Genomic DNA, 23,870 nt, shown 5'->3' with positions numbered 1-23,870 from the left:
CCGTGCCGCCCGCCCGCGCAGCGACCCGGCACCCGACTCCGCCGCCCCGTGCGGCCACGGAACGGAGAACGACCACGTGACCAGCGGCCTGCCCCGTCGCTTCCTCGATCTGCTCACACGCCCCCGGGTGGCCGGGGCGGCCTGGTGGAGCGTCGTCTCCAGGCTGCCGGTCTATCTGATGTCGCTGGCGGTCGTCCTGACCGTCCGTGAGCAGGGCGGCAGTTACGCCCAGGCCGGTCTGGTCGCCGCGCTGTACACGCTGGGGATGGCCCTCGGCAGCCCGCTGATCGCCCGCCACCTCGACCGTCGCGGCCGGGCGGCGGTGCTGACGGCGACCGCCGTCGCCTACCCGCTGGCGCTCACCGTCCTGGTGTGGTTCACCCACCCCGGCGGCTGGGCACAGCCAGCGGCGGCGGTCCTCTCCGGGGCGGTGCTGCCGCCCGCGAACGCCTGCATGCGGTCGCTCTGGGCGCGGCTGCCGCTCCAGGAGGAGGAACGCGAGACCGCCTACCTCTGGGAGGCGCTGCTCACCGAGGTCCTGGTGATCGGCGCCCCGCTGGTCCTGGCAGCGCTGATGCTGGTCGGCTCGGCGGGTCTGGCGCTGACGACGGTCGCGGTGGTGGGCGGAATGGGCACGCTCGGGCTCGCGTACACCCGGCTCCCGGTCGGCACCGAGGACACCGCGGTGGCCGCTCCGAAGGAGCCGCGCCACCCGCTCGGACCGCTGCGGGAGCCCGCCCTGCTGGCCCTGACCGGCATCATGGCCCTCTCCGCGGTGCCCATCGGCCTGCTGACGCTGGCCATCCCGGCCTTCGTCGACCGGCACGGAGCCCCGGGCGGCGCGGGCGTGGTCTACGCCTGCTGGGGGGTCGGCAGCGCCCTGGGCGCCCTCTGGCTCGGCCGCTCCCAGTCCCGGGTGGCCCCCCAGGTGCGCTTCCCCCGGCTGCTCCTGGCGTACGCCCTCGGGACGGGCCTGACGCTGCTCGCCGGTTCCCCGGTGGGCCTCGCGGTGGCCCTCGCGGTGGGCAGCGCACCCATCGCCCTGGTCTCCGCCAGCGAGATGACCCTGGTGAGCGGCATCGCCGACGGCCGCTCGCTGGCCGAGGCCTTCACCTGGGCCTCGCTGGCCACCGTCCTGGGCGACGCGCTGGGCCAGCAGGCCGGCGGGCTGCTGATGGACCCGCTCGGGCCGCGCGCGGTGTTCGCCGTGGCGACCGGCACCGCCCTGGCCGCCGCCGCACTGGCCTTCGCATGCCGGGGGCTGCTGACCCGGCGCGCGGTGCCGGTGGTGGAGTGTGCGGCATGACGGCCGGGCCCACCACCCGGGACCCGCCGGCCGGCTCGTCGACGCCCCGCCTCATCAGACCTGTCGCCCCCCGGCCGCCAGGCTGACCGTCATCGGCTCGCCCGCCGAGCCGCTCCCCTTCCCCCGCCCTCCCGGCGCGGACCACACGAGGTGTCCACCATGAACGCTGCCCCCACCGACCAGCGGCCCGACCGGTCCGAACCCACCCCCCTGTTCCGTCCGGTCACCCGGGACCAGTTACCGCAGGCCGTCCGGGAGTTCCTGGCATCCCCCCAGCTCCTGCCGGTGCCGGTCCCGACCGAGGACCGCGCCGATCTGGCGCAGAGCGTCGAGCTCGCCGGCCGGCTGTACGGCGGCCTGCGGCAGCCGCACCCGCTGGATGTCGGAATCGTCCTCGGCGCGGCGCAGCTGCCCGAGGGGCTCGCGGACCTCGCCCGCCCGCTCGCCCGGACCTGGGTGGCCGAGGAGGAGCTGGCGGACGTCGCGGCGTTCCAGGAGCGGCACAGCGGTTCGCTACTGCTCGTCGGCCGCTACGACCGCCTCACCCTCGACCCCGTCCGGGCCCTGCTGCTGGCCACCTACCGCGGCCGACCGTACGGGCTGACGCTGCTGAGCGGCCGGGACGACGCCTCGGTCGGCTGGAACGTGGCCAAGCAGTACGCGGAACCGGCGCTCGACGTCGACGCGCTGGGCCTGTTCACCGACACCGACCGCCCGCCCCGGCTGCCGGGTGTCCAGGTCTTCGACGACCGTGACTTCGACCGCGAGGACATCCAGGCCCAGATCCTCGGCACCCGCTGGCGGCGGGTCGCCTTCCAGGGACACGGCAAGGACGACAGCGTCAACCTCGGCGAGTTCACCATCTGCGGCCTCAACGGCTCGGCCCCGGCCGTGCCCGGGCTGCTCGGCCCGCGCTGCGCCTACGGGCTGCCCTGCTACAAGCCGGAGGACAAACTCGTCCCGCTCAACCGGGTGGAGGCCGTGGAGCTCGTGCTCAGCGCGTGCAACAGCGGCCCGCTCGCAGACCTCGCCCTGTACGACCCGAAGTACCAGCTGCTCCTGAACGCGCTCGACGGTCCGGCCCGCACGGTGGTCTCGGCCGTGTCGGTGCACGACACCGACCGCCCGGAGAACGTCGCCTGGATGCACGGCGCCCTGGTCGGCGCGGACTCCGTCGACACCCTCAACGCCAGCCTGGCCGGCTCCCACCCCTACCCGGCGTTCATGCGCTTCGGCCTGCCGGGAGCACCGGAGGACACCCCGCCACCCCCGGCGCCGGCGGACCACCGCCCCGACCCGCTGCTGCTCACCGTGGGCGCCCGGCTCACCGCCTACCTCGCCTCGGAGCTGCTGCCGCACAACCACCCGCTGCGTCCGCGGCTGACCAAGCTGGCCCGGAAGGTCGACCTCTGGGTGGCAAGGCCGACCCACCTCGCCGACCAGTCGCCGGAGCAGGTCCGCGCATCGCTCACGGCGGACCTGCAGTCCCTCGACCACGTGATCACCGAGCAGGTCGCGGCCAACCCCGAGCACGAGCTGATGAACTACCCGGCGCATTTCGGCGACCGCAGCAGCCTGGACCCGCAGGTCCGCGAGGTCGCCTGCCACTGCGGGCGCCCCGCGCAGGAGTTCAGCCGGCGCGGCCTGCTCCCGCACGTCCCGGACACCACGTGCGTCGTCTGCATGCGCTGCGGCGACGTCACCTTCCAGCTCCCGGACGCCCCCACGCTGCTCGCCCACGCCGCGGACGAGGTCGAGCAGGGCGGGGTGCTGGAGGTCCGGGCGCTGGTCACCGCGCCCCGGACCGGCCCGGTCCGGCTGGGCCTCTTCGTCCCGAGCTACCTGCGCGAGGACACCACGGTGGAGCCGGTCACCACGAGGCTCCGGCTCACCGGCGGGCACGCCGAGGAGGTCGCGTTCCGCGTGCGGTTCGCCGCCGACACCGCCCCGCAGGCCTACTACTTCACGGTGTTCGCCGTGCAGGACCTCGCCGTCTCGACGGCCCGGCGCCACTTCGGGGTCGTCCCCGTGAGCACCTGACCCACCCGCAACCCCCTAGGGAGAACCATGGAGAGCCAGACCAAGCCCGCGATCGAACTGATCGAGCAGAACGGCGAGGTGACCCTCAGCATCGGCGGCGAGCAGGCCATGCAGGCCTGGGAGCGGGACTTGATGTGGGCCAGCGCCGACATGCTCTGCGAGTACGGCCAGGACTTCTACGAGGTGGGGCTGGGCCTCGGCCTGTCCGCGCTGCGGATCGCCGGCAACCCGGCGACCCGACGGCACACCGTGCTGGAACTCTTCGACGAGGTCGAGGACCTCTTCCAGGCCCGGCACCCCGAGCTGCCCGACAACCTCACCGTCGAACGCGGCGACTTCTTCCAGCGGATCTTCGAGCTGCCGTCCGAGAGCATCGACGGAATGTTCTTCGACCCGGCCCTCGACATGGACGTCTGGACGGACGCCGAGCTGTGGGCCAGGACCATGCCGGAGGTCGTCCGGGTACTGCGTCCCGGCGGCGTGTTCATCCCGTTCTTCAGCACCAAGCCGGAGCTGCGCTGGCAGTACTTCCCCCACTTCCGCCGCATCCGGGTCGAGCGGCACCCCTTCGTCGCGTACGACACCACCGAGTACACCCACGGCGGCACCACCGGCGACGCCTTCATCCAGTGCTTCCTCAAGGACTGACCCCGGCACGCCGCCTTCAGCCCACGCCCGCCCGCCGGTCGGCCCTCACCCGACACCCGGTCACCGGCGCTGCTCCGGAGGTATCCCCATGGCCATCACGCTGCCCCATGACTCCCGCCCCGACCTGGGCATCCGTTCGATCTTCCTCGCCGGCCCGTTCATCCAGCTGCTGGACCCGGAGACCGGAGAGATGCCGGCCGATGCCCGGGCCCCGTTCGACGTCCTGATCAAGCACTTCGAGGCGCAGGGGCTCTCCGTGCACAACGCCCACCGCCGCGAGGCGTGGGGTGCGGACCTGATGCGGCCGGATCAGTGCACCAAGCTCGACCAGGACGAGATCCGCAAGGCCGATGTCTTCGTCGCCCTCCCGGGCCACCCGGCCTCCCCGGGCACCCACATCGAGATCGGCTGGGCCAGCGCGTTCGACAAGCCGATCGTCCTGCTGCTGGAACGCGGCCGGGAGTACACCTTCCTGGTCCAGGGCCTGCACACGGTGGCCTCGGTGGAGTACGTGGTCCACACCGACATCGCCGCCTGCCTGCCTGCCGTCGACCGGGCAGTGGACCTGGCGGTGCTGCGGCAGCGGGAGGGCAACGGCGGTCGGTGACCGGCCAGCGTCCGGGCTCCGGCCTCGGCCGGAGCCTGAGCCGACGCCGGAGCCGGAGCCGACGCCGGAGCCGGAGCGGAAGCGGAAACCGGAACGGAAGCCGAAGCCGGAACGGAAGCCTCCCGCACCCGGCCCTGCCGCCGACTCCCGAGGAGGAGAACCGATGAACAAGTCCGCCCGGCTCCTGGCAGCCGTCCTCGCGTGCCTCGCGCTGATCGCCACCACGTCGGGCGGCTCGCGCCCCGGCAACGGGCGGCGCGCCGAGCCGGCCGGGACGCCGGCCGCGGCCGTCTACGTGGCCGAGCTGGCGGGCGACTCCTCGGGAGGCGGCTGGTCCGGGCACGAGCGGGTGACCTTCGGCAACGCCTCGGCGGAGCCGCTCCACGAGGTCTTCCTGAGGCTGTGGGGCAACGCCCACGGAGGCTGCACGGCACCGTCCGTCACCGTGACACACCTGGCCGGGGCCACCGCGGGCGACCTCTCGGTCGGGTGTACCGCACTGCGGATCGCCCTGCCGGCGCCGCTCGGCCACGGCCGGCGCCACACGGTCGGCTTCGACCTCACCATCCGGGCCCCCGAACGCACGGACGACGCCGACCGGTTCGGGCGGCACGGGGCGTACAGCTACTTCGGCAACGCCCTGCCGGTGCTCGCGGTGCGGGACACCACCGGCTGGCACCTCGACCCGTTCACCGACACCGGGGAGTCCTTCTACACGCTGGCCGCCGACTTCACCGTCGTGCTGGACCATCCGGCCGCCCTGGGGGTACCCGCCACCGGGAGCTCGTCCGACAGCCCTGGCGCCTCCGGACGGACCGTCACCACGGCGACCGCCCGGAAGGTGCGCGACTTCGCCTGGGCCGCAGGCCCGTTCGGCACCGTCTCCGGAGTCTCCGCCGACGGGGTCACGGTCAACGTCCACACGGCGGCCGGCGTCGCCGCGGCGGACGCGCTGGCGATGCTGGCCACCGCCGAGTCCGCGCTGGACGCGCACGGCCGCGCATTCGGCGCGTACCCGTACCCGGAGCTGGACGCCGTCCTGGACAACGACCTCTGGTTCAGTGGCATGGAGTACCCGGGGTTCGTCCTGGACCGGGTGAACACGACCGCACTCGTCCACGAGATCGCCCACCAGTGGTGGTACGGCATCGTCGGGGACGACCAGTACCGCCAGCCCTGGCTGGACGAATCGTTCGCCGAGTACGCCACCGACCTGGCCGGCGGCCGGGACGGGGCGGACTGCTGGAGCGCCGTCGTGTGGTCGTCGCCGCAGGAACGGATCACCAACGGCATGGCGTACTGGGACGAACACCCGGCCCGGTACGGGGTCGTCGTGTACGACTACGGCGCGTGCGCGCTGCACGACCTACGGCGGCTGCTCGGAGCCGACGCGATGGCCCGCCTGCTCCGCGACTACGTGCGCGAGCACCGGTACGGCGTGAGCAGCACCCCCGCCTTCGCGTCCGCCGCCCAGGCCGCCACCGCCGAGGACCTCACCCCGTTCTGGGCCGCCCACCGGATCGACCCCTGACCGACCGGCCGTGGGCGGCGGCCCGGAGCCGCCGACGCGTCGTCTTTCCGCCATGCCGGATTCTGCCAACGCGAACTCGTCGCCGGCGGTTCGGCTCCGCCGCACACTCTGCTTGCGGCCTCGCCGACCGCTACCCGCCGGCCCGAGCTGCAGCCTGCCCTCCCGCTGCGGGGTGGAGCCGTTGGCGAACCCTCGACCTTCGTGCGGTCGGTCCAGGCCGGTCGAGCATCGAAGAGGGAGCGCCGCCCCTTGACATCCCCTCGGCAGACGAAAACGTGCACATGCCTGTTCAGTCATGTTGACGTCTGTGTGATTGTGCTTCATATTGGGCGAAATTGAGCGCTCGCACGGCCGCCGGCCCGGCATCGGGCTCCGGGGTGCGCTCAACCCGGCCCACCCGACCGGGGCATCAAAGGCCTATGCGTTCCATCCCGTTGCGAGCCCTCCGCGACAGGACCCCCACCCATGGAACTGGAGCATTCCGTGCGAATACCTCCCCGCGCCCTCAGGGGCGGGGCCACTGCGCTGGCGGCGCCGGCCCCGGGCATCGCCGCCACCTGGACGCCCACCCTGGCGTCCGAAGCCCAGGCCGCGCAGCAGCAGCGGATTGCCACCGACGGCTCGTCACGTGTCCGTGCCGTCGGTGGATTTGGGCCCATCAGCGGCGGCGGCGCCACCTCGCGGTCGTTGGGCGACTACCCGGAGCCGCAACGCAGTCGGAATCCGGACGTCACGTTCTACGGCCTGGAGTGGGCTGCGTCGGGCTGGCTGAACGGCGGTGCGTGGTCCCAGGACAACATCACCTACCTCCAGCAGCGGGCCACGAAGCAGTAGTCCGCCACACCGCCGTCCCGATTCACGACCGGTCTCGTTGTGCTGTCCGGCCGCGAGACCGGTCACCCCACCCCGTGGAAGTCCCACTCCCAGTCCCACTCCCCGCGCCCGCAGCGACGAACTCAGCGTCCGCCCGCCGGCCTGACCCCGCCGCCCGCGGGGCGCGAGCCACGTGGCGCGACACACCCCGGCCCGCCGCACGGGCCGCCCCACCACTCTCGGACACACCGTCCGAGCCGTACGGATCCCCCACAAGGAGCTGGTATGACCTGGCGATCACGACCACGCACCACCCTGCTCTCCGCACTCGCCCTGACGGTGGGCGCGCTCACCGGCGTGGCGGCAACCACCCCCGTGCAGGCCACCCCCGCGCAGGCCCCCGCCGCGACCACGATCACCGTCGCCGGCAACCAGGCGGGCCGGGTGTTCGACGGCGTCGGCGCCATTTCCGGCGGCGGCGGCAACTCCCGGCTACTGGCGGACTATCCGGAACCGCAGCGCAGCCAGGTGCTGGACTACCTGTTCATGCCGGGCTACGGCGCCGCGCTCCAGATCCTCAAGGTGGAGATCGGCGGTGACACCAACTCCACCGACGGCGCCGAGGCCAGCCACATGCACACCGCCGACACCGTGGACTGCAACCAGGGCTACGAGTGGTGGATGATGGAGCAGGCCAAGGCCCGCAACCCCGGCATCAAGCTGGCCGCGCTCTCCTGGGGTGCCCCCGGCTGGGTCAACGACAACAGCACCACCAGCAACACCGTCTACACCCCGAAGATGCACGACTACCTGCTCTCGTGGCTCGGTTGTGCCCGGCAGCACAACCTCACCATCGACTACCTCGGCGGCTGGAACGAGCACGACGCCGACCCGCAGTGGTTCGTCGGTCTGAAGAACAAGCTCGTCACGGGCGGCTTCGGCTCGGTGAAGGTCGTCGCCCCGGACCAGTTCGGCTACCGGGTGGTCGACCAGATGACCGACGACGCCGCCTTCCGCAACGCCGTCGACGTCATCGGGGTGCACTACCCCTGCGGCTACAACAGCGACTTCAGCAACTGCAAGCCCGCCGCGGACTCCGCCTCGATCGACAAGGCCCAGGGGCTCGGCAAGCCGATCTGGGCGAGCGAGAACGGCTCCGAGGACTACCAGGCCGGAGCGAGCTCGGTGGCCCGCGGCATCAACCGCGGATACATCGACTCCCGGTTCACCGCCTTCGTCAACTGGCCGGTCGTCGCCGGGCTGTACGGCAACCTGGACTTCGCCACCGACGGCATGGCACTCGCCGACCAGCCGTGGTCCGGCAACTACACCGTGGGCAAGACGGCCTGGGTCACCGCCCACACCACCCAGTTCACCCAGCCCGGCTGGCGCTACGTCGACGGCGCGAGCAGCTACCTCGGCAACAAGCGCACCAACGGCAGCTACGCGACGCTGAAGGCCGCCGACAACTCCGCGTACTCCACCGTCATCGAGACCATGGACGCCACCGCCGCGCAGGCCGTGAACTTCACCGTCACCGGCGGCCTGCCCACCGGACGGGTGCACGTGTGGGCGACCAACGTGCGGTCGGACAACAGCAGCGACTGGTTCGTCCGCCAGCCGGACCCCGTCGTGACGGGCGGCGGCGGCTACTCCCTGACCCTCCAGCCCGGCTACGTCTACACCGTGACCACCACCACCGGGCAGGGCAAGGGCACAGCCACGCCCCCACCCGGCAGCGCCCTCCAACTGCCCTACGCCGACAGCTTCGAGGCGCCCGCCGCCACCACCTCGCCGAAGTACTTCGCCGACATGAACGGCGCCTTCAAGACCGTTGCCTGCGGCGGCGGCCGGACCGGGACCTGCCTGCGGCAGATGGCCCCCACCGTGCCGATGCGCTGGACCGACGAACCGTTCAACGCCCCGTACACGATCATGGGTGAGGGCGCCTGGCAGAACTACACCGTCGCCTCGGACGTCCTGTTCGAGCAGCCCGGCAGTGTCGAACTGCTGGGCCGGATCGGCCGACAGGGGCACAACAACAACGGCCTCAACGCCTACCACCTGCGGCTCTCCGACACCGGCACGTGGTCCATCCTCAAGAGCGACACCAGCTGGAGCTTCGCCACCCTCGCCACCGGGACGATCGCGGCACCCGGCCTGAGCAAGTGGACCGGTCTCGCCCTCACCCTGCAGGGCTCGACCCTGATCGCGAGCGTCGGCGGCCATGAGGTCGGCCGGGCCACCGACACCTCGTTCACCAGTGGGATGGCCGGCCTCGGGCTGGGCAGCGGAGGCTACCGGACCCAACAGTTCGACGACTTCGCCCTCACCCCGGGCGCCGCCACCCCGCTGCCCGTCGGCCCGATCACCTCCGGGCTCGCGGCCGGCAAGTGCGTGGACGTCGACCAGGACTCCGGCCTGAACGGCGCCCGGGTGCAGCTGTGGGACTGCACCGGCGGCTCGGCCCAGGTCTGGACCCTGGACAGCGGCAAGCTCACGCACAACGGCAAGTGCCTGGATGTCACCGGCCAGGCCACGGCCAACGGCTCACCCGTCGAGCTCTGGGACTGCAACGGCGGCGCCAACCAGCAGTGGTCGCCGCAGCCGGACGGCAGCCTCAGGAGTCTCCAGTCCGGTCGCTGCCTGGACGACCCGGCCCTCGACACCGCGAACGGCACCCGGCTGGACATCTGGGACTGTGACGGCGGGGCCAATCAGTCCTGGCGACTGCCCGGCTGATCATCCGCTCGGTGCCGGCCGACCGGATTCCTCGACGGTCGGCCGGCACCGACGCACCGTGGGCGCGGACGGCGGCAGCACGCAGGGGCGGCGCCCGCCGTTACCGCAGGCAGCGGATCGGTCCCAACGTCCGCCTCATGGTACCGAGGACCGCCGGTGGCCGCTGCGTCCGCGACGTCCTGGCCCGTCTGCCGCTGTCGCAGGCAGGCCAGGGTTTCGCCCGTCTGCCGCTGTCGCAGGCGGTCGGCGCGGTGGAGCGCCTGGTCCGGGCCGGGAACACCCACCCGCTGCCGCACTACCACCCGGCCGCCCGAGCGGCGTTCAGTCCACCTTCACCGGCCACTGCACATCCCCGGCCGCTCCCACCGCGAGACCGGCCTCTTCCGGCCGGCCCGGGCGGTGCTACTTCAGGACGAGCAGGGCTGCCAGCGCGGGCCCGAGGGCGCCACCGAGCTGGTAGCAGAGGACGAACAGGCCGATGGCGGTGGGGCGGTGGTGCTGGGGCGCGCTCTTGGCGGCGTGCAGGGACAGCACGGCGTTGCTGCCGGCGGAGACGAACACGGCTGCCGAGGCTGCGCACAGGAGGAGCAGCGGCCAGGTGGCAAGGGCCGCGGTCACCGGGGCGAGGACGGCGAGGGTGATCAGGAGGGCGAGGACCGCGCGGTGGCCGAGGCGCATCGAGGCCGCGGCGAGGAGCCAGGACAGGCCCGAGCCGATGAGCAGTGCGACGAGCTGTCCGGTGCCGATGAGCTCCGTGCTCCACGACGTCCGCTGCTGGATCAGCCGCGGCAGGCTGAACAGGAGGGTGAAGTACGAGGTCGAGAAGGCGGCGGCGAGGAGTGCGGATCCGATGAAGGCGCGTGAGCGCAGCAGGACGACCGGAACGAAGCCGTCAGGGCGGCGTCGCACGTGGACTGCGAGGGAGACGACGGCGGCGAGGCCGGCGCCGGCGGCGGCGAGCGGTGCGGTGGGCAGGAGGACGAGTGCCGAGGCCAGTGCCACCACGAGCGTGGCCCCCGTGGCGTCGAAGGGGGCGGCTGCGGGCCGGGCGGGGTCTGCGTGACGCCAGACGGCGGGTATCGCGACGAGCGCGAGGGTGGACAGTGCGAGCGCCGGCCGCCAGGAGACCGCGTCTGCGATCACCGAGCCGAGCAGGGGCGCCGAGGCGCCGAGTATCCCGAACCCCGCGGTGATGGCCCCCATCCGCCGCGCCGAACCGGCCAGGTTCATCGCCACGGCCACGAGCCCCGCCCCGCCGCCCGCCTGGACGGCCCGCCCGACGAGCGTGAGGGCGAGCCAGGGGGAGGTGGTGAGGATGGCGGTGCCGGCGAGTACGGCGACCCCGCTCACGACGAGGGTCGGCCGGAGCCCCCGCTGCCTGATCAGTGCGGCGAACAGCGGCGTTCCGATGGTCATCGCCCAGGCGAAGACGGTGACCAGCCAGGTCGCGGTCGTGGTGGAGACCCCGAGCGAGCGGGCCATGTCGGGGAGGATCAGGACGGGCGCGTTGGCGCCCATGGCGATGGGCGTGGCGAGCAGGGCCAGCCAGAGGGCGGCCGGCGGCCGGCCGGACCGAGCCCCGTCGGTGCGGGGTGGCGCGGTGCGGGCTGTGGCGGCGATGGTCGTAACGGCGACGGACATGGCGACTCCCTTGGCGGACGTGTGAGGACCCGGGGGATGACCCGGGACGAGGCGGGCGCGGCTGCCCGGCGGCCGCGTCAGACGGTGGTGACGACCTGGTCGTAGGCCAGACGCGGGGCACGCGGGTACCAGGCGTTCTCGCCCGGCCTGCCGATGTTGACGACCATCAGCGGGGTGTGGTCGTCGTCGAGGAACTCCTTCCGGACGCCGGTGAAGTCCATGCCGGTCATCGGACCGGCGGCCAGGCCCGCGGCGCGGACGCCGACGATGAAGTACGCGGCCTGCAGCGTGGCGTTCAGCAGGGCAGACTCCTCGCGGACCGGACGCTCGGCAAAGTGGTCGTCGCGGGCCTGCGGGTAGTGCGGGAACAGTTGGGGCAGCTCCTCGTGGAACTCGTTGTCCGCGGAGAGGATCGCGGTCAGCGGAGCGGCCGCGGTCTTGGCCCGGTTGGCCTCGGCCAGGTGCTTCACCAGGCGCTCGCGGGCCTCCGCGGAGCGGACCAGGGTGATGCGCAGCGGGGACTGGTTGAAGGCGGTGGGACCGTACTTGACCAGGTCGTACACGGCCTGGATCTGCTCCTCGCCCACCGGCTCGGCGGAGAACGCGTTGGCGGTGCGGGCCTCACGGAACAGCAGGTCCTGGGCGGCCGCGGTGAGGGCAAGGGGGTGTGTGGACATGTCGCGCGCTCCGTTCGTTCAAGACTGAGAGTTTCAACGTTGAGATAAAATCACTCTCGATCTCTGAACGTCAAGTCTCTTAAGGTTGAGATATCCTCGAGGGGGGACACGGAGACACGACAACGGCCCGAAGGAGAACGATGAGCGGCGGCGACAGCGACGCGGTGGACGAGATCGTCGAGCAGTGGGTGACGGAGCGCCCCGATCTGACCGACCACCTGTGGCCGGTTCAGGTACTCGGCCGCCTCCAGCGCCTCGGCACGGCGCTGGACAAGGAGTTCAAGACCTTCGCTGCCGAACGGGGCCTGGAACTGGGCGAGTTCGACGTCCTCACCACCCTGCAGCGATCGGGCCCGCCGTACGAACTGACGGCCGGAGCCTTCCGCAAGGCCGCCATGGTGACGTCGGGCGCCATCACCAACCGGATCGACCGCATGGAGAAGAAGGGCCTGGTCGAGCGGGTGCGGGGCACCGAGGACCGGCGCTCGGTGAGGATCAGGCTCACCGAGAAGGGGATCGCGGTGACCCGCGAGTACATGGCGGACCACCTCGCCAACGAGGCACAGATGCTGGAGCTCTTCGACCGCGCGGAATGCGAGGAGCTCGCCGACATGCTGCGCCGGCTGCTCGTCTCCTTCGGGGACACCACCGTGACGTGAGGCCCGGCGGACGTGAGGCCCGCACGGTGCCCGTGCCCGGTCCCGTCCGGTCGATCGCACGCCGGCAAGGTCGGCCGGACAGGAGGTAGGGCTCCCGCAACGTCATCACCGGCGGCTTCGCCGCGCTGCGGTCCGACCGCCAGGAAACCGCCCCCGGCCGGAGGAGCACGGCACCCTACTCGCGTGCCGGCTACCGGCCCGGCGTCCGGGCGGGCAGCCGGTAGCACGGCTTCGGGGCCGGCGGCTCAGGCGTGCTTGGCGGCGAGGATGTCGATGGGGCGGATGCTCGGCCCGGCCGCCAGCAGTCTCGGGGCGACCTCCATGAGCGCGGCGGCGATCGGGCCCTCCAGGTGCGCGGTCCGGCCGGCCTCGTCGGCGAAGGTGTCGAAGATCCCGAACACGGTGGGGCTCTCCCTGAAGGCGAACCAGGTCACGGTCCGCTCCTCGGCGCGAGCTGCGTCGAGGGCCCCGCGCAGCAGGGCCTCGACCTCGTCCGCATGCTCCGGCCGTGCCTCGATGCGGGCCAACAGGCCGACGTTCGATGACATCTCCGCTGTTCTCCGATCCTGTCCGGGTGGCCGCGTACGTCAGCGGCGATGGAGCAAGCAGTAGCACGGCGGCCCGGTGCGATCCGGCTGCCCCACACCGGGCAGGAGGCCGTTCACCTCCTCGGCGGCACCCGCCGGTTGACCGGTGGCGTCGCCGGTCAGAAGGCGATCGTCCGGCCCTCGGGTGCGGCCTGGGCTGCGGTGTAGGCGACGCCGTGGACCTTGAGGCCGGCGGGGTCGCAGAGGGTGATCGTCCCGCCGTGGTTGCCGAGCTGGAAGCCGTTGCCGCCGGCGACGGTGATCGTGGTGCCCGGCTGCAGCTGCCGCGAGGGCAGCGGGAGCGGGTGGCTCTGCTGGTCGACCAGTCGCCAGCCCGTGAGGTCCACAGCGGCCGCGGAGGCGTTGAGCAGCGTCACGGTCTCGGCCTCCAGTGCCGGTCCGACCGGATTGACCAGGGCGGCGACGATCCGCAACGGCTCGTCGTGGTCGGTGGGCTGCTCCGGTGCGTCGGGAATCGCGTGGCCGGTGGTGCCGTCGGTGTGCCACTTCTGGGACTGGAAGGCGAGGAACACCGCGACCCACCGGTCCTCGGCGGGCAGGTGGAAGAGCAGACCGCCGTCCTGCCAGACCCCGTCCTGCGGGCGGAAACCCTCGCTGTTGCCCTGGTTCATGTGAACCTCGTGCACGCCGTCGGCGGGCTGGAACCCGAAGTCGTCGTCCTTCTCCTGGGGATTGGGGCCGAAGCGCTCGCCGAAGACGGAGAGGGTGACGGCCTGGTCCGCGAGAGCCCTCTCGACGTAGTGGTCGAAGACGTCGGAGAGGTCGTTGTCGACGCCGGGCAGGTCCGGGGGGAGCACCCGCATGGAGGCGGGATCGAAGAGGTTGGCACGGGTGAAGTCGAGAGCTGCGCCGCCCGCCTGCCGGGGCAGCTCGTTCCACCCGCTGCCCGCCACCGGGAGCTGCTGCGTGAGGGGATGACGGAAGTCGTCCACCACCACGTACATCAACTCGTGCGGCGACTCCTTCGACCGGACGTTGACGGCAGCCCGGTAGTGCTTACCAGCGTTGTCCTGGAGGTGGATCTCGTAGTGGGGTGCGTTGGTGCCTCCCTCACGGTGCCGGTCGACGGCTCGGGCGGCCAGCACACCGTAGTTCTTGAGGGGCATCCGTCATCCTCCAACGCGCTCGGTTCGCCGGATCGGTCTCGGCGTCGGTCGGCTGAGCCGCCCGTGTCTTCCGGACCGTTGACCACCGTCGCAGCCGGTTCGGGCAGGGCGGAAGCCGCCGACCGGACGAATCGGACGCCCCCCGGGCCGTGGGACGAGCGGACGCGGCACCCCGCCGGGCCGGCGGCCCGTCCACGGATCAGGAGGTCCCCGCCCGGCGCAGCGACGGCCGGCCCACCCGTGGACGATCTCCCGCGGGTCGTGCACCGCGGCGGGCATGCAACGGCGCGCAACGGCAGGCGGGCTCGTACGGGACGGGGCCGGGGGCGGTTCACCGGTGAGGGCGATTTCTGAGGCCGGAAGCAGTTCGTGCCCGTTCGGACACGGGGCGGGTGTGCCGATGTGCAGGGGTTCCGGCTCCCCCCGGCACTTTCGCCCGAGGGCCTGGACGGGCCGGGCGTCCACGATCGAGCATCGGGTGACTGATCGTCACATCTCCGCCCTGCGCGGCGCTGCCACCACTGCCGATTCCCGTGGAGGACCGCAGTGCAACACCGTTCCCGTCCCACGGCCAAGGCACTCGGCGCGGGCGCCGCCCTGAGCCTGGCGCTGGCACTCACGCTGACCGCACCCCCCGCCCTGGCCGCGCCACCGGGGCCACTGGGCCCGAGTGCCGAACCCGATCCCGTCCCCGGCCTGGTGGCCGGGGAGGGCACCGCCGCACCGCAGTTGGTGACCGGGTTGTCCGAGGCGGCGACCGGCAGTCCGGGCGAGGCGGCACGGGCCCATCTCGCGACCCACCCCGACCGGTACCGGATCGACCCGGGGCAGCTGACCGAACTCGCGGTCGAGCGCACGGCCGAGGACCGGCAGACCGTCAGGTTCCAGCAGAACCATGGCGGTGTCCCGGTGCTCGGCGGGCAGTACCTGGTCCGCCTCGTCGGCGAGGGGGCCGGCCGGCGGGTGGAGTCGGCCGGCGGCAAGTACTTCACGGGGCTGACCGCGCCGACCGTGCCCGCCGTACCGGCCGACACCCTGCGCCGGCTGGCGCTCGACTCGTTGACGGACCCGCGCTCCCGGGCGGGGGCCACCACCGAGGACCACGGCCTGGTCGTCCTGCCGGGCGGTGCCGGGCGGCTCGCCCAGCACTTCACCGTCCGCACCGCCGGCCAGGCCGCCGGGGAGCCGTTGGCCCGGGAGGTCTACGTGGACGCCACGCGCGGAGTCGTGGCCCTCACCCACGACGCCCCTGGCCCGTACCAGGCCGGCGACGCCGGCGCCGGAGACTCCGGTGCCGCCCGGGCCGCAGCCGGTGCGGCGCCTGCGGGATCCCCCGCCGAGCCCGCCACCGGCACCGCCCCCGACCTGCTCGGCCGTACCGTGCCGGTGAACGTCGCCCGGCAGCCGGACGGGAGTTACCAGCTCGTCGACCTCTCCCGGTCGGGCGGCATCGCCACCTACGACGCGGCCGGACGAAGCTACACCGAGTTCGGCGGCCGGCTGCCCGACGGCACCCTCCCGGTCGGCTCGCCCGGCCCGGACTTCCCGGCCGCGACCGGCACCAGCGGTGCCACCGACGCCCACCTCAACGCCGCCACCGTCCACGACTTCTACCGCGACCGGCTCGGCCGCGACGGGCTGGACGGCAAGGGCGGCCCGATCATCTCCGTGGTGAACACGAGCAACGCCGGCCGTCCCTTCCCGAACGCCTTCTGGGACGGGCGGAAGATGATCTACGGCAACGGTGACGCCAAGCTCCGCCAGTTCTCCGCCGCACTCGACGTGGCCGGTCACGAGATGACCCACGCCGTCGTCCAGCACACCGCGGGCCTGCTCAACGCCGGGCAGTCCGGTGCGATGAACGAGGCGCTCGCCGACTACTTCGGCAACGCCGTCGAGGTGACCGCCCGCGGAATCCCGATGAGCGACCCGAAGGCCGCCCTGATGGGCGAGAGCCTGTGCCGGACCGGCACCCCCGAGGAGTGCGCGAACCGCGGGCTGGACGACCACCGCACCACCGTGGACGACTACCTGGGCGCCGGCCTCGACCTCGACAACGGCGGCGCGCACCTCAACGCCACCATCTTCGGCGGGGCGCTGTGGGACATCCGGCGCACCCTCGACCCGCTCACCGCGGACCGGCTCGTCTACCGCGCGCTGGCCGAGTACCTCACCCCGCTGGACGACTTCGTCGACGGGCGCGGCGCGGTGCTCGCCGCGGGCCGCTCGCTCAACCTCAGTCACTCCCAACTCCGTTCGGTGGCAGCGGCGTTCGACGCGCACGGGATCCGGGCCGGCTGGCAGAGCCGGATCCCCACGGACAGCCGCCCACTGCTTCGCGACGCCACCACCCCGGTCGGGCCGGCCGCGGGCGGAGGCCACTGGGTGATGGGCAACAGCGGCGACCCGAACGGCCAGGGCGGGACCGCCCTCTACACCGGCTCCCTCACCGCCCCCGGCACCCCGACCCGGCTCAGCCCCCAGGACGACCGGATCCACGGCTGGGCCGCCACCGACGGTAGGTCCGCCGTCTGGGTGGCGATCGGGCTCGACTCCACCGGTACCGGAGCGACGGAGGTGCTGACCCGCTCGCTGTCCGGCGGCCCGGTCACCAGCCTGTTCAAGTCCTCGGACCAGTCGCCCGGCACCGTACAGATATCCGGTGGGGACATCGCGTTCACGGTGACCGGCCGGGACAACGGCCGCAACCTGGTCCGTCTCTCCCGTGACGGCGCCCCGCCGACGGATCTCCCGCTGCCCGAGGGCCACAACCTCTCGTCCCTCACCCTCAGGAACGGCATGCTCGGCTGGATCGAGTCCTGGACGACCGGAGAGACGACCGTCCAGGCACCGACGGTCTTCTCGATCGCCGCCGGCCGGGTCACCGCACAGTACGAGGTGAGCACCCCGAGCGGCACCGACCCGCCGTACCTGGCCTCCCCGGTGCTCGCGGGCGGCCGGCTGCTCTGGCTGGCGGCCCCCGCCGACCGCACCCGCGGGGTCACCATCCGGTCCGGCGCGCTGGACGGCTCCGGGGTGACCGACCTGCTGCCCGGCAACTCGCCGTACACGCCGACGAGCATGAAGATCACCGCCTCCGACCAGGCCGTCACCTTCCAGTACGGCGCCGGCCGGCCGAGCAGCGGCTGGTCGAACGCCGCGCTCCCCAAGCTGTACCAGCTGCCGATCACCGGCGGCACCCCCGTGCGGGTCTCCTGCAACCGGGGCACCCAGTTCGACCCCGCCGCCGACGAGGGCACCCGGGTGGTCTGGCAGGACGCCACCCCCGGCCGCCACGACCTGGTGGTCCGCGACCGCCCGGCCGGCTCCTGCTGATCCGGCCACCGCTCCGTCGTTCGCCCCGGTGCGGCACCCTCCGGCACCGGGGCGAACGCCCCTCCGGGCGCGCCCACTCCCGCGGCAACGGCCGGCGAGCCCGACTCTCCCGCCGATCGGGCCGCGCCTAGGCCGGCGGCGCGACCTTCTCGACCGGGCCGAAGTCCTTGAAGGTGCCGTGGGTGCGCAGGGGGACGCCCTTCAGGTCGGTGCGCCGGTCGTAGCGGACGGTACGGCCCTGCCCGTCGATCCACTGGTCGAGTTGGAAGGACGTCACGTTCTTGCCCTTGAGGATCTTGTACTGCTCGGCTTCCAGCGTCCGCATCTGCTCCAGATCGACCGTGCCGGAGAGGTGGAAGCACGGGGTGCCGGCGCAGTCCTCCATCCCCTTGCGCGCGCCCGGGCCGAGGGCGAGCAGCGCCTTGGCGTAGCCGTGGTAGTCGGCGATCCGGTCCCCCAGCGGGGACGTCCGCCAGCCGCCGCCACTCCTGATGTAGGCGGTCCCGTCCTCGGTGACCACGACGGTGGGGCCGGCGCCGCCGTCTCCGAGCAGGTCCTCCCCGCCCGCGCTCATCGTCTCGGTGAGGCGGCCGCTGCGGACAGCGCCGTTGAGGTTGACCCGGGCCTTGGTGACCGCGGTCAGCGGGCCGCCCTCGGAGCGGAACTCCTGAGTGGCCGCGTACGGCGTCCTCCCGGCCAGCGCGAGCGCCTGCTCCGGGTCGATCACCCCACCCGCCCCGGTGGCCGCGGGCACGGTCGCGGCCGGGGCCGGTGCGGGGGTGGTGGCCGTGCTCCCGGCCGTCGGCGCAGCGGAGGCGCTCGGAGAGGCCTCGGGAGACGCGGATGCGGTGGCGGCGGTCGTGGTGGCGGACGCCGCAGGAGCGGTGTCGTCGTCACAGCCCACCAGGCCGGCGAGGGAGACGACCGCGACGGCGGTGGCGAGCACAGTGGTACGACGCATGGTCAAGAAGAGCCCCCCGAACGGGACGAACAGGTCGGGGCATCCTGACACACCTGCCGATCCGTGATCGAATCGGTTTTCGACCCGCCGGGTGAACGCTCACCCCGGCCGGTCGCGCACCAACCCCGGGAATGCGTGAGTGCTCTCGATCGCCCACCGCCTAGGCTCTGCCGCATGACTCTCGCTCACGACGTAACCGGAGACGGTCCCGCGCTGGTACTGCTGCACTCGGCGGTGTGCGACCGCAGGATGTGGGATCCGCAGTGGTCGGCCCTTGTCGACGCCGGATACCGGGTGGTGCGCTGCGACTTCCGCGGCTTCGGCCGGACGCCCCTGCCGGACCGCCCCCACAACGATGCCGAGGACGTGCTGGACGTACTGGATGCCCTCGGAATCGAGCAGGCGGCGCTGGTCGCCTCCTCGTACGGCGGAGGTGTCGCCCTGGAGATCGCCGCACGCCGTCCGGACCGCGTGTCCGCGATGGCGCTGCTCTGTTCCGGCCTGCCGGGGCATGAACCCAGCGATGAACTGCGCGCGTTCGGCGGCAAGGAGGACGCGCTGCTCGAGGCGGGCGACATCGCGGGGGCCGTGGAACTGAACGTGGAGACCTGGCTGGGGCCGGACGCCGACGAGGCGGTCCGGGAGAAGGTGCGCGGGATGCAACGGAACGCCTTCGAGGTGCAACTGGCCGCCCCCGACGGGGCCGGGCGGAAGAAGGTGGACATCGACCTGTCGGCGGTCAAGGCCCCCTCGCTCGCCCTCTCCGGCGGCCACGACCTCGCGGACTTCCGGCAGATCGCGGCCCGGCTACCGGGTCTGCTCGCCTCCGCCCGGCACCTCGAACTGCCCTGGGCCGGTCATCTCCCCAGTCTGGAACGGCCTGCCGAGGTGACGGACCTGCTGACCGGTTTCCTGCGCGAGACGGTCCCCGCCGGCTGAGCACGAGGCCCGGGCCGCGGCTGAGCACGAGGCCCGGGCCGGGGAGTCCGGCCCCGGCGGGGAGGACGGCGGCCGGCCGTGTTCACGAGTCGAAGGCACCGGGGTACGCGCCCAAGCCGCACCGGGACGATCCGGTCGCGGTGACCCCTCCGCCCGGGTGTCCCCGCTTTCGTGCCCCGGACCGCCCCCGGTGTACCAGCTGTCGTGCCCCGCCCCCGCTGTCGTACCCGGCCGCCCCGGGCGACGGCGTGCGCGCCGATACCCGCCACGGCGAGCGGCCTCCCCGGCGTGCCGGAGGCGGGCACCGAACGGGTACCGGGACAAGGGGCCACGTCTCCGGCCCCGCGGGACAGTCCTGGCACGCAGAACGCGCGGCGGCGGACGACCCGGCCCAGGATGGGAGGAGCGGGCAGGGCGATCGGAGCGGACCATGGCCGGCTGGCATCTGCGGGACTTCGCTCCGGACGACCTGGAGGCGGTCGTCCGGCTCGAGAACCTCGGCGAGGGCGGTGAGGGCTCGCCCGTGTTCCGGCTGTCCGACGTCGTCGCCGCACTGCACGCCCTGCATCCGGCGGTCGTGGCGGTGGCGGACGACCAGATCGTCGGGGCCGCGGTGGGCCGGGTCGAGGGCGACCGGGCCTGGGTGCTGCGGATCAGCCAGCACCCGTCGTGGCGGAACATGGGTCTGGGCAGTGCTCTGCTGGGAGCCCTGGAGCACCGGCTGCTGGCCGCCGGTGCTCGCACGTTGGCGGCCGTGCTCGCCGAGCACGACACCGGCACCAGGGCCCTGCGCAACGCCGGCTTCCGTCCGCGCCCCGGGATGACCTACTTCCAGAAGTCCGAGGCGGTCACCGCCCAGGACGTGGTGCTGCTCTCCTCACTGGGCGCCGAGGTCCCGGCCGCCGGCCTGTGGAACACCCTCGCCGGAATGACCTCCGAGAAGAGGCTGATCGAGCGGCGCCTGGTGCTTCCGCTGGCCAACCCGGTGCTGGCCGGCCAGCACGGTGTGGAACCTCCGCAGGCCGTCGTCCTGTTCGGGCCGCCGGGTACGGGCAAGAGCACCTTCGCCAAGGCCGTGGCCGGCCGCCTCGCGTGGCCGTTCGTCGAGCTGTTCCCGTCCCGCCTCGCCCTGACCGGCACGATGGCCACCGGTCTGCACCAGTGGTTCGACGAGGTGGTCCGGCTCGACCACGTCCTGGTCTTCATCGACGAGGTCGAGGAGGTGGCCGGTATCCGCAGCCAGGCGGATCCGGCGGCCACCGCCGTGGTGAACGAACTCCTCAAGTCGATCGTCCGGTTTCGCGACCGCGACAACCGGCTGCTGATCTGCGCGACCAACAGCGTGGCCGCCCTCGATCCGGCCTTCCTGCGTCACGGCCGCTTCGACTACGTCCTGCCGGTCGGACCGCCCGACAACGAGGCGCGCCGTGCCCTGTGGTCCAGCTACCTGGCCCGTGCCGGTGCCGAGGCGGACATCGCCGCCCTCTCCGACGCCAGTGAGGGGTTCACCCCCGCGGACATCGCCCAGGCGGCCCGCACCGTTGCCCAGGCGGTCTTCGAACGCACCCTGGACACCGGCGAGCGGGCACGCCCGAACACGAACGACTACCTGCAGACGATCCAGCACACCCGGCCGACGGTGACGACCGAGATGGCGCTGGCGTTCGCCGACGACACCGTCCGGTTCGGGCGCATCTGAGCCGACAGGGCGGCGGTCAGCAGATCCGGGGCAACTGCTCCCCCACCGGCAGGTCCACCACCCGGGTGCCGCCGAGGCCGGTGCGGGCCACCACCATGCCGGGGTGCTCCTCGACCGCCTCGCCGATCACCGTCGCGTCGGCGCCGAGCGGATGGGCGCGCATCGCCGCCAGCACGGCCTCCGCATGCTCGCGCGGCACGAAGGCGACCAGCTTGCCCTCGTTGGCCACGTAGAGCGGATCGAGGCCCAGCATCGCGCAGGCGCCGGCCACCGGCGGCGGCACCGGGACGCTCCGCTCCTGGATCACCACACCGACGCGGGCGGCCGCCGCGATCTCGTTGAGGGAAGCCGCGAGCCCGCCGCGGGTGGGGTCGCGCAGCACGTGCAGGTCCGCAGTGACGGCGAGCATCGCCTCGACCAGGCCCCCCAGCGGCGCGCAGTCGCTCTCGATCTGCACACCGAACTCCAGGCCCTCGCGCACGCTCAGGATCGCCACGCCGTGCATGCCGATCGCACCGCTGACGATCACCACGTCGCCGGGGACGACCCGCTGCGGGCGCAGGTCGACGCCGGCCGGGACGAGGCCGATGCCCGCGGTGTTGATGAAGACCCCGTCCCCGTGTCCGGCCTCCACCACCTTGGTGTCGCCGGTCGCCACCTCCACGCCGGCCGCCCGAGCGGCCGCGCCGAGTGCCTCGGCCACGCGGGCGAGGACCGGCATCTCCAGGCCCTCCTCCAGGATGAACCCGCAGGACAGGTAGGCGGCCCGGGCGCCGCTCATCGCCAGGTCGTTGACGGTCCCGTTGACGGCCAGGTCGCCGATGCTGCCGCCGGGGAAGAAGAGCGGACGCACCACGTAGGAGTCGGTGGAGAAGGCCAGCCGTGCTCCGCCGAGCGTCAGCACCGCGCTGTCGCCGAGGTGGCCGAGCAGCTCGCCGCCGAAGGCGGGTGCGAAGACGTGGCTGACCAGCTCGGCGGACATCGCGCCGCCGCCGCCGTGGCCCATGACCACCCGGGGCTGGTCGCGCAGCGGGGCCGGGCAGGTCCAGGCGGTGAGGTCGGGCCGCGGCGCGGGCAGGGTGTCGGTGGGCTCAGGCAACGGGGCTCGCCTCCAGGTGCACGGGGGCCGCAGGCTTGAGTTCCAGCCGGCGGTAGAGGTAGTAGGCCGCGCAGGCGCCCTCGCTGGAGACCATGGTGGCGCCCAGCGGGTTGCGCGGGGTGCAGGTGGTGCCGAAGGCCTCGCACTCGTGCGGCTTCAGCTGCCCCTGCAGGACTTCGCCGGCTCGGCAGGCGGCGGGCTCGCGGGTCTGGATCCCGGACACCGAGAAGCGCTGTTCGGCGTCGAACTCCTGGTAGCGCGAGGAGAGTCGCCAACCGCTGTCGGGAATCGTGCCGATCCCGCGCCAGGCCCGGTCGGTGACCTCGAAGACGTCCGCCAGCATCGCCCGGGCGACCGGGTTCCCCTCCGGCCGCACGGCCCGCGGGTAGGCGTTCTCGACCGTGTGGGTGCCGGCCTCCAGCTGGCGCACCGCGCGCCGGACGCCCTCCAGGATGTCCAGCGGCTCGAACCCGGTGACCACCAGCGGGACTCGGTACCGCTCGGCGAGTGCGGGGTACTCCTCGACGCCCATCACGCTGCACACGTGACCGGCCGCCAGGAAGCCCTGCACCCGGCAGTCCGGGGACTGCATGATGGCCTCGATCGCGGGGGGCACCCGTACGTGCGAGACCAGCAGGCTGAAGTTGCGGATGCCGAGCCTGCGGGCCTGATGGACGGTCATGGCGTTCGGCGGCGCGGTGGTCTCGAACCCGATGCCGAAGAAGACCACCTCGCGCCCGGGGTTCTGCTGGGCGATCCGCAGCGCGTCCAACGGGCTGTAGACCACCCGCACGTCGCCGCCCTCGGCGCGGACCCGGAACAGGTCACGGCCGGTGCCGGGGACGCGGAGCATGTCGCCGAAGGAGCAGAAGATCACCTCCGGCCGGGCGGCGATCTCCAGCGCCTTGTCGATCACCTCCAGCGGGGTGACGCAGACCGGGCACCCCGGCCCGTGGATCAACTCCACCTGTTTCGGCAGTAGTTGGTCGATCCCGTGCCGGATGATGGTGTGCGTCTGGCCGCCGCACACCTCCATCAGCGCCCACGGCCGGGTCACCGTCGCGTGGATGTCGTCGAGCAGCCGGCGGGCCAGCTCGGGATCCTGGAACTCCTCGATGTACTTCACAGCTCGGCCTCCCCGGCCCGGTCCTCCGCCTCGGCCCCGGTGAGCTCGGCCATCGCCGCGGCCGCCTCCCACGGGTCCCCGAACTCTTCCTGGAGCATGCCGAGGTCGGCAAAGAGCGCCAGCGTGCGGCGCGCCGACTCCTCGTCGAGCCGCTGCAGCGCGAATCCGACGTGGACGATCGCGTACTCACCGACCCGCAGATCCGGCACGTACTCCAGGCACACCTCCTTGATCACACCGCCGAAGTCGACGGTGGCCATCCGGGTACCGTCCTTCTCCTCGATCTCCAGCACTCTGCCGGGCACCGCCAGGCACATGGGCTCTCCTTGTTC

Annotated in this window: 19 protein-coding genes; 11 read left to right on the top strand and 8 right to left on the bottom strand. The window is 72.8% G+C overall.

The window, feature by feature from the left end; translation table 11 throughout:
* Nucleotides 1–76: 76 nt before the first annotated feature.
* The 7 genes from OG286_RS39065 to OG286_RS39035 all read left to right on the top strand — a co-directional run bounded on the left by OG286_RS39065 (nt 77) and on the right by OG286_RS39035 (nt 9,687).
* Entirely contained in the window at nt 77–1,306 is a 1,230-nt protein-coding gene (locus OG286_RS39065; RefSeq protein ID WP_331742183.1) for an MFS transporter, read from the top strand.
* A 159-nt stretch (nt 1,307–1,465) separates the two neighbouring features.
* Entirely contained in the window at nt 1,466–3,346 is a 1,881-nt protein-coding gene (locus OG286_RS39060; protein ID WP_331742179.1) for a hypothetical protein, read from the top strand.
* Nucleotides 3,347–3,373: 27 nt separating this feature from the next.
* Nucleotides 3,374–3,994 carry a class I SAM-dependent methyltransferase gene (locus OG286_RS39055; RefSeq protein ID WP_331742176.1) on the top strand — a complete coding sequence of 207 codons (621 nt, stop codon included), beginning with the start codon at nt 3,374–3,376 and terminating at the stop codon, nt 3,992–3,994.
* An 88-nt stretch (nt 3,995–4,082) separates the two neighbouring features.
* Complete coding sequence (locus OG286_RS39050) at nt 4,083–4,601, top strand: nucleoside 2-deoxyribosyltransferase (RefSeq protein WP_331742173.1); 519 nt, start codon at nt 4,083–4,085, stop codon at nt 4,599–4,601.
* A 163-nt stretch (nt 4,602–4,764) separates the two neighbouring features.
* A complete protein-coding gene (locus OG286_RS39045) occupies nt 4,765–6,132 on the top strand; it encodes a M1 family metallopeptidase (RefSeq protein ID WP_331742170.1) in 1,368 nt (455 codons plus the stop codon).
* A 483-nt stretch (nt 6,133–6,615) separates the two neighbouring features.
* Nucleotides 6,616–6,966 (top strand): hypothetical protein, encoded by a 351-nt coding sequence (locus OG286_RS39040; protein ID WP_396322110.1) that lies wholly within the window; start codon nt 6,616–6,618, stop codon nt 6,964–6,966.
* A 264-nt stretch (nt 6,967–7,230) separates the two neighbouring features.
* Nucleotides 7,231–9,687, top strand: a complete 2,457-nt coding sequence (locus OG286_RS39035; protein WP_331742165.1) for a ricin-type beta-trefoil lectin domain protein — start codon at nt 7,231–7,233, stop codon at nt 9,685–9,687.
* A gap of 402 nt (nt 9,688–10,089) precedes the next feature.
* Here the strand turns inward: OG286_RS39035 and OG286_RS39030 are convergent, their stop codons facing one another.
* Both OG286_RS39030 and OG286_RS39025 read right to left on the bottom strand, forming a co-directional pair.
* Nucleotides 10,090–11,328: an MFS transporter gene (locus tag OG286_RS39030; RefSeq protein ID WP_331742162.1), complete on the bottom strand. Its 1,239-nt coding sequence runs from the start codon at nt 11,326–11,328 to the stop codon at nt 10,090–10,092.
* 77 nt (nt 11,329–11,405) lie between these two features.
* On the bottom strand, nt 11,406–12,005 hold the full coding sequence (locus OG286_RS39025) for a malonic semialdehyde reductase (protein ID WP_331742159.1): 600 nt from the start codon (nt 12,003–12,005) through the stop codon (nt 11,406–11,408).
* Nucleotides 12,006–12,145: 140 nt separating this feature from the next.
* Between OG286_RS39025 and OG286_RS39020 the strand changes: the two genes are divergently transcribed.
* Nucleotides 12,146–12,664 (top strand): MarR family transcriptional regulator, encoded by a 519-nt coding sequence (locus OG286_RS39020; protein WP_331742156.1) that lies wholly within the window; start codon nt 12,146–12,148, stop codon nt 12,662–12,664.
* 245 nt (nt 12,665–12,909) lie between these two features.
* Here the strand turns inward: OG286_RS39020 and OG286_RS39015 are convergent, their stop codons facing one another.
* Together OG286_RS39015 and OG286_RS39010 are read right to left on the bottom strand one after the other, a co-directional pair.
* Nucleotides 12,910–13,212 (bottom strand): antibiotic biosynthesis monooxygenase, encoded by a 303-nt coding sequence (locus OG286_RS39015; protein WP_331742153.1) that lies wholly within the window; start codon nt 13,210–13,212, stop codon nt 12,910–12,912.
* A 158-nt stretch (nt 13,213–13,370) separates the two neighbouring features.
* The gene (locus tag OG286_RS39010) at nt 13,371–14,378 is read right to left on the bottom strand and encodes a DUF2278 family protein (RefSeq protein WP_331742150.1); all 1,008 of its coding nucleotides are present in this window, start codon (nt 14,376–14,378) and stop codon (nt 13,371–13,373) included.
* Between the two features lie 546 nt (nt 14,379–14,924).
* Between OG286_RS39010 and OG286_RS39005 the strand changes: the two genes are divergently transcribed.
* Nucleotides 14,925–17,714 (top strand): M4 family metallopeptidase, encoded by a 2,790-nt coding sequence (locus tag OG286_RS39005; protein ID WP_331742147.1) that lies wholly within the window; start codon nt 14,925–14,927, stop codon nt 17,712–17,714.
* Nucleotides 17,715–17,841: 127 nt separating this feature from the next.
* Here OG286_RS39005 and OG286_RS39000 read toward each other — a convergent pair whose 3' ends face one another.
* Nucleotides 17,842–18,675 carry a hypothetical protein gene (locus tag OG286_RS39000; protein WP_331742145.1) on the bottom strand — a complete coding sequence of 278 codons (834 nt, stop codon included), beginning with the start codon at nt 18,673–18,675 and terminating at the stop codon, nt 17,842–17,844.
* Nucleotides 18,676–18,849: 174 nt separating this feature from the next.
* On the opposite strand from OG286_RS39000, the gene OG286_RS38995 reads away from it, so the two are divergent.
* Both OG286_RS38995 and OG286_RS38990 read left to right on the top strand, forming a co-directional pair.
* Nucleotides 18,850–19,614 carry an alpha/beta hydrolase gene (locus tag OG286_RS38995; protein WP_331742142.1) on the top strand — a complete coding sequence of 255 codons (765 nt, stop codon included), beginning with the start codon at nt 18,850–18,852 and terminating at the stop codon, nt 19,612–19,614.
* A gap of 430 nt (nt 19,615–20,044) precedes the next feature.
* Nucleotides 20,045–21,313, top strand: coding sequence for a bifunctional GNAT family N-acetyltransferase/ATP-binding protein (locus OG286_RS38990; protein ID WP_331742139.1), 1,269 nt, complete (start codon nt 20,045–20,047; stop codon nt 21,311–21,313).
* A 16-nt stretch (nt 21,314–21,329) separates the two neighbouring features.
* Here the strand turns inward: OG286_RS38990 and hypE are convergent, their stop codons facing one another.
* The 3 genes from hypE to OG286_RS38975 are packed head-to-tail and all read right to left on the bottom strand — an operon-like array spanning nt 21,330 to nt 23,855.
* Nucleotides 21,330–22,412 carry a hydrogenase expression/formation protein HypE gene (gene hypE, locus OG286_RS38985; RefSeq protein WP_331742136.1) on the bottom strand — a complete coding sequence of 361 codons (1,083 nt, stop codon included), beginning with the start codon at nt 22,410–22,412 and terminating at the stop codon, nt 21,330–21,332.
* On the bottom strand, nt 22,405–23,538 hold the full coding sequence (hypD, locus tag OG286_RS38980) for a hydrogenase formation protein HypD (protein ID WP_331742134.1): 1,134 nt from the start codon (nt 23,536–23,538) through the stop codon (nt 22,405–22,407). The genes hypE and hypD overlap by 8 nt, the downstream gene beginning before the upstream one ends.
* Nucleotides 23,535–23,855 (bottom strand): HypC/HybG/HupF family hydrogenase formation chaperone, encoded by a 321-nt coding sequence (locus OG286_RS38975; RefSeq protein WP_331742131.1) that lies wholly within the window; start codon nt 23,853–23,855, stop codon nt 23,535–23,537. The genes hypD and OG286_RS38975 overlap by 4 nt, the downstream gene beginning before the upstream one ends.
* Nucleotides 23,856–23,870: the final 15 nt, after the last annotated feature.

It is taken from the genome of Kitasatospora sp. NBC_00039 (assembly GCF_045160625.1).
Taxonomy (GTDB): domain Bacteria; phylum Actinomycetota; class Actinomycetes; order Streptomycetales; family Streptomycetaceae; genus Kitasatospora.
Note: the sequence above shows the minus strand (reverse complement) of the source record. Positions and strands in the feature narration are given on the sequence as shown.

Excerpts from the sequence above, each read along its gene's own strand:
- OG286_RS39060 (WP_331742179.1), top strand. The coding sequence starts at position 1,466 with ATGAACGCTGCCCCCACCGACCAGCGGCCCGACCGGTCCGAACCCACC.
- OG286_RS39020 (WP_331742156.1), top strand. The coding sequence starts at position 12,146 with ATGAGCGGCGGCGACAGCGACGCGGTGGACGAGATCGTCGAGCAGTGG.
- OG286_RS39050 (WP_331742173.1), top strand. The coding sequence starts at position 4,083 with ATGGCCATCACGCTGCCCCATGACTCCCGCCCCGACCTGGGCATCCGT.
- OG286_RS38975 (WP_331742131.1), bottom strand. The coding sequence starts at position 23,855 with ATGTGCCTGGCGGTGCCCGGCAGAGTGCTGGAGATCGAGGAGAAGGAC.
- OG286_RS39015 (WP_331742153.1), bottom strand. The coding sequence starts at position 13,212 with ATGTCATCGAACGTCGGCCTGTTGGCCCGCATCGAGGCACGGCCGGAG.
- OG286_RS39045 (WP_331742170.1), top strand. The coding sequence starts at position 4,765 with ATGAACAAGTCCGCCCGGCTCCTGGCAGCCGTCCTCGCGTGCCTCGCG.
- OG286_RS39055 (WP_331742176.1), top strand. The coding sequence starts at position 3,374 with ATGGAGAGCCAGACCAAGCCCGCGATCGAACTGATCGAGCAGAACGGC.
- OG286_RS39000 (WP_331742145.1), bottom strand. The coding sequence starts at position 18,675 with ATGCGTCGTACCACTGTGCTCGCCACCGCCGTCGCGGTCGTCTCCCTC.
- OG286_RS39030 (WP_331742162.1), bottom strand. The coding sequence starts at position 11,328 with ATGTCCGTCGCCGTTACGACCATCGCCGCCACAGCCCGCACCGCGCCA.
- OG286_RS38990 (WP_331742139.1), top strand. The coding sequence starts at position 20,045 with ATGGCCGGCTGGCATCTGCGGGACTTCGCTCCGGACGACCTGGAGGCG.
- OG286_RS39025 (WP_331742159.1), bottom strand. The coding sequence starts at position 12,005 with ATGTCCACACACCCCCTTGCCCTCACCGCGGCCGCCCAGGACCTGCTG.
- OG286_RS38995 (WP_331742142.1), top strand. The coding sequence starts at position 18,850 with ATGACTCTCGCTCACGACGTAACCGGAGACGGTCCCGCGCTGGTACTG.
- OG286_RS39035 (WP_331742165.1), top strand. The coding sequence starts at position 7,231 with ATGACCTGGCGATCACGACCACGCACCACCCTGCTCTCCGCACTCGCC.
- OG286_RS39010 (WP_331742150.1), bottom strand. The coding sequence starts at position 14,378 with ATGCCCCTCAAGAACTACGGTGTGCTGGCCGCCCGAGCCGTCGACCGG.